The sequence below is a fragment of the uncultured Meiothermus sp. genome (genome assembly GCF_937863175.1).
GTDB lineage: Bacteria > Deinococcota > Deinococci > Deinococcales > Thermaceae > Meiothermus.
Genome location: NZ_CALMCQ010000187.1, coordinates 1 through 4,556, shown reverse-complemented (window position 1 = coordinate 4,556; position 4,556 = coordinate 1). Strand labels below are relative to the sequence as shown.

Here is a 4,556-nt window from a genome sequence, read left to right as displayed (position 1 = left end):
GTACCGGAGCCCGGCCCCGGCTCCCCTTATTCCGCCTGCCCTGCCCTCTGAGTGCCCAGCCATTTCGGGATCAACTGGCCCAGGTGCAGACGAGCCCCGCAAGGACTTTGGGCTGATGTGTGTGAACAACAATTTGCTTGATCGTGCCCGTGAACTGGGTATTCGTTATATACACGGCAATTTCTCTGTTAACAGCCACCGTCCCCGTTGCCCTATATGTGGCATTCCCCTGCGCGAGAACCTGCTGATGATCCCGGTCTGGCCCACCAATATTGCCTACACCGTTACCACGCCGCAAGAAGCCACCTCGTTTTACAACTACATCTACGCCCCGGGTGGACAGTTTCCCTTCTGGCCTCGAGCGCTCACATACGAGGAAATCCTCGAGCAGGAAACCAACCTGGCCCTCTACCACATACAGACCAGCGCCACCTCGCACTACTTCCACCAGGCCAACCTGCGCGAGTTCGCGCCAGGCCGCAGCCTGGTGTTTGACTACCTCAACCGATTGATGGAGAAATATACTTCGTTCTACAACATCCCCCTGCTCAACCCCTCCTGGGACGAGATTGGCGAGTATGTGGCCGAACGCACCAGCCATACCAACCTGGTGCAAGCAGGTATTACCGCTACCTGGGATCGCAGCACCAATCAGGTTATATTCACTGCGCCCGGGGGGCAGTCGGGTGTACTGTTTTTCACAGGGGCTACGCAGGGGGTTAGCCAGGTGTATGGGGGGGATACCGTTTCGAAAATCAATCTTTCTGGAGGGCAGAGCTGGAGTTTCAGTTACACTCCCCCGGCGGAATAAGTTGTCAGGTCTCAAGTACGTTCTTCGAGGAAAGCGATGAAGATTGCTCTAATCACGGAAGGAACCTATCCCTTTGTTGTGGGTGGGGTGAGTGTGTGGTGCGATCAACTCATTCGAGGCCTGAGCAATTTCGAATTCGAGGTGATTGCCCTTACCGGCAATGGACTGGAGACCAATGTCTACCCTGTGCCACCAAACCTGAAGGGCGTGGTCAACTTTCCCCTTTGGAACACAGTACGGCGGGGGCGATCAAAGAACCGTTCTTCACGTTGGTTTGACCAGGTACACCACAGCTTCGTGACTGCCCTGACCCAGCCCAACTGGGGTACTACCTATTTTCTGTGGGCCTTGCGGGCCATGGCCGGCTATGCTCAGCAAGCCGATCTGGGCGCGGCCCTGCTGAGCGAAGCCTCGCTGGGACGCCTAATCAAAGCCTGGAAGAGCCACCAGCCGCACGACCCTGCATCCGGCCCGTTGCCAAACCTGACCTTGCAGGATGCTCTGCTGGCCTCACAGTTGCTCGAGCACCTGCTGCGACCCTTGCGGATGATCCCCCCCAAAGCCAACGTCTACCACGCGGTCTCCAACGGCCCGGCGGCAATTGTGGCGATGATGGGCAAATGGCATGATGCCACGCCCTTTGTCCTGACCGAACACGGGGTCTATTTGCGGGAGCGGTATCTGAGCTATTTGCAGGCTCCATACAGCCCGGCGGTGCAGACCCTGATTCTCAACTTCTTCCGTTTACTATCGAGTACTGCATACCGGATGGCCGATTTAATCGTGCCGGTATCGGATTACAATCGTCGCTGGGAGGAGCGCAACGGGGCGTTCCCCTCTTCAATTCGCCCCATTCACAATGGGATTGACCCAGGGCAGTTTCCACCGCCCGCAGGGGAGCCTGAAGTTCCCACGCTAACCTTTGTGGGGCGTATTGACCCGCTCAAAGATCTACACACCCTGATCGAGTCATTTGCCTATACCAAAAAGCATGTGCCCAACGCCCGTTTGCGGATGTTTGGCCCCACACCCACTGGCAACGAGCGCTACCGCGAAAGCTGCGAAAGGCTGATCGAGGAGTTGGGTTTGCAGGGGGCTGCGACCTTCGAAGGCCGCATCTCCCCAGCTGCACTGGGCTATCAGGCCGGGCACGTAGCAGTTTTGAGCAGTATCTCGGAGAGCTTCCCTTATGCCGTAATTGAAGCCATGTCGTGTGAACGGGCCACGGTCTCGACCGATGTGGGTGGGGTCAGCGAAGCGGTGGGCGATGCGGGTATTCTGGTGCCAGCCCGCGACCCCCAGGCCATGGGTGAGGCCTGTACTGAGTTGCTGGTTGACTCCCATCGCCGCATCGAGATGGGCAAAGCGGCACGGGCCAGGGTGCTCAAGTACTTCACCCTCGAGCGCTTTCTGAACGACTATCGCAAAATGTACCACGACGTGGTTTTTTCTTCGAATTCACGTAAGACCCCTACCGAACCGAAGACACCAACCGAGAGTGATTTACTGGTAGCCTCGGGGAGCTGAAAATGGGCTTGCCTGAGGTTGATTCATGAAGCCAGGGGTTTCCACAGAATCTTCACCACTGAATCAGACTCGACATGTGTCGGGGTGCGGCGCCTGTGGTCGTGCGGCCTGGCCTACGAGCTTCATGGATTTCACAAACTTATTGCGGGGCAGCCTTGAGCGGTTTTCGCAAAAAGTACCTGGACGCATAAAAATCAAAGAACTGCGCAGCGCTCATTTTCTGTGGTTGACCCTGGTGGTAAAAATAGGTAGAACCTCAAGGCCGTTGAGCCAGTGCGATTTTGGGACACACCCCACCGGTATGGGGGGTTTGTTGGCATGAGCCAGCGCACTGAGTTTTTTGAGGATCGGGGGGTTGCGGTACTGCCCAGCTATACTCGGACGGGCAAGGCCCTGCCCACTGCATCCAACCGCCTGGCCCAGTTGGTGCAGCACCTTGGGCCGGTGTGCGAAACTTCGGTGGATTCGCAACAGATTGCAGCAGCGTTGGAGGCACACGGCTACAACGACCGGATGGTGCTCGAGCGCTACGGCTACGCCAACGTATTCGAGTTGGCCGAAACCCTCTTTCGCACTGTGCCTCGCAAGCACACCCCAGCTAAGCACAGGGTTTACAAGCTCTCCAATACCCTTCGGGAGCTTTCGCATGGGCTGTTTTACGCGATGCCCGGGTTGTTTTATCCAGCGATTTTTGCCTGGGTCGGTGCCCAGGAAGCCACCTTAGGACTGATATTGTCCGCCATCCTGGGTTGGTCGTGGAGCCAGGGCATGATTCGCCTGGCTTATGTGTTGATGGGTCGAGGTTTTGTGCCCGAGGCCCGCCTGTTGCTGCGCACGATGATGCTTGTGGGGTTGGGGCTGGCGGCCCTGATTCCCCCGATCATTCAAGGAAGCCTTGCGTTGGTGGCGCTGGTGGTTTTGCAGATGGCCTACCACATGGCCTCGGGAATCCTGCTTCTGTACAAGCGTGAACTGTGGCTACTGGCGGCTACCTCACCCGCGGTTTTGTCGGGGATGCTATTCCTGCTGGCTCCAGGTGTGCTGGGTGCAGCCGCTACGACCATGGTGATGATGGTATCGGTGCTGCTTGGTTTTGTGGCCGCCCTGATCACAGTCCGGGCCAAGACCACCCATTCCCCCTGGAAAGTGTTGCAGCGGGGCGACTGGCTGGATACCCTCCCGCTTATGCTGTATGGGTTGCTGAGCGCAATTTTTGTGTTCCTCAATCCTTTCTGGCACTGGATTACCAATACCCCTATCGCATCGGGTCTGGCGGTGGTTCCGCTGGTACTGAGCATGGGGGGGCTGGAGTGGCAACTGCGGGTGTTTCTGGAGCGCATGAGCCTCTTGCTGGCCAGTACCAACGATCTAGGTGTGTTTGCCCGCAATGTTAACCGCATCTTTTTATCCGTGCTGGCCTCATATGGACTGCTCTTGCTGGCACTTAGCCTGCTGGCGCTTGCCTTTTTCAATCTCCAGGATTCGCAGGCCCAGATATTTCTGGTAGCCAATTTTCTTCTTGGTCTGGGTTTTTTTGTGGCCTTCACCCTCACCTCCATGAACCGCACCTTGCGGGTATTGTTGGGCATGATGCTGGCCCTGACGGTGTATGTTGCGGCCTTTGGTCTTTCCCAGCAGGGCTTACTGCCCCTTAATGAATCTTTGAGTTATCTGTTGGGATCTGGGGTCTTTACCATTTATTTGTTGTTGGTGGCTTTGCCGGTTTTGCGTGAGCTTCGCAACTACCAGTAGGCGGAACGATGAATGCCCTGCCAACCAAAGCAAGACCACTGGCTTTTTACTATGGGCAGGGTCGGCTAGAGCAGTTGTGTCGCTACCAAAAAGTGGTGTTGCAGCCCTGGGCTTACACACCAGAGGAACTGACCTTTTTGCGTAGACAGCAAACCCAACCTCTGGCCTACTTGAGTTTGGGCGAAGACCAACCCGTCCCCTCGCCCTGGCACCGCGACGCCCGTAACCTGGACTGGGATACCGTTTATGTAGACCCCGGTCATCCCGATTGGGTTAAGAGCCGACTGGACGAAGCGCAAAAGGCGATGCTTCAGGGGTTTGTGGGATTATTCCTGGATACCCTCGATACCGCTACCCTGTTCCCGCAGGATCGGTTTGCCATGCTGGATCTGATCTCACAGTTGCGGGAAAGGCTGGGCATAGGGGCAGTATTTGCCAACCGGGGTTTTCCGCTCCTGCCCGATCT

The 4,556-nt window shown here is 56.8% G+C and carries 2 protein-coding genes and 2 pseudogenes; all 4 read left to right on the top strand.

Annotated features, from left to right (window positions below; all coding sequences use genetic code 11):
• Positions 1–811, top strand: a pseudogene (locus Q0288_RS07215) (hypothetical protein); the annotation flags it as partial.
• A gap of 36 nt (positions 812–847) precedes the next feature.
• The gene (gene pelF, locus Q0288_RS07210) at positions 848–2,338 is read left to right on the top strand and encodes a GT4 family glycosyltransferase PelF (RefSeq protein ID WP_299429178.1); all 1,491 of its coding nucleotides are present in this window, start codon (positions 848–850) and stop codon (positions 2,336–2,338) included.
• A gap of 318 nt (positions 2,339–2,656) precedes the next feature.
• Positions 2,657–4,090: a hypothetical protein gene (locus tag Q0288_RS07205; RefSeq protein WP_299429176.1), complete on the top strand. Its 1,434-nt coding sequence runs from the start codon at positions 2,657–2,659 to the stop codon at positions 4,088–4,090.
• A gap of 8 nt (positions 4,091–4,098) precedes the next feature.
• A pseudogene (locus Q0288_RS07200) lies at positions 4,099–4,556 on the top strand (hypothetical protein); the annotation flags it as partial.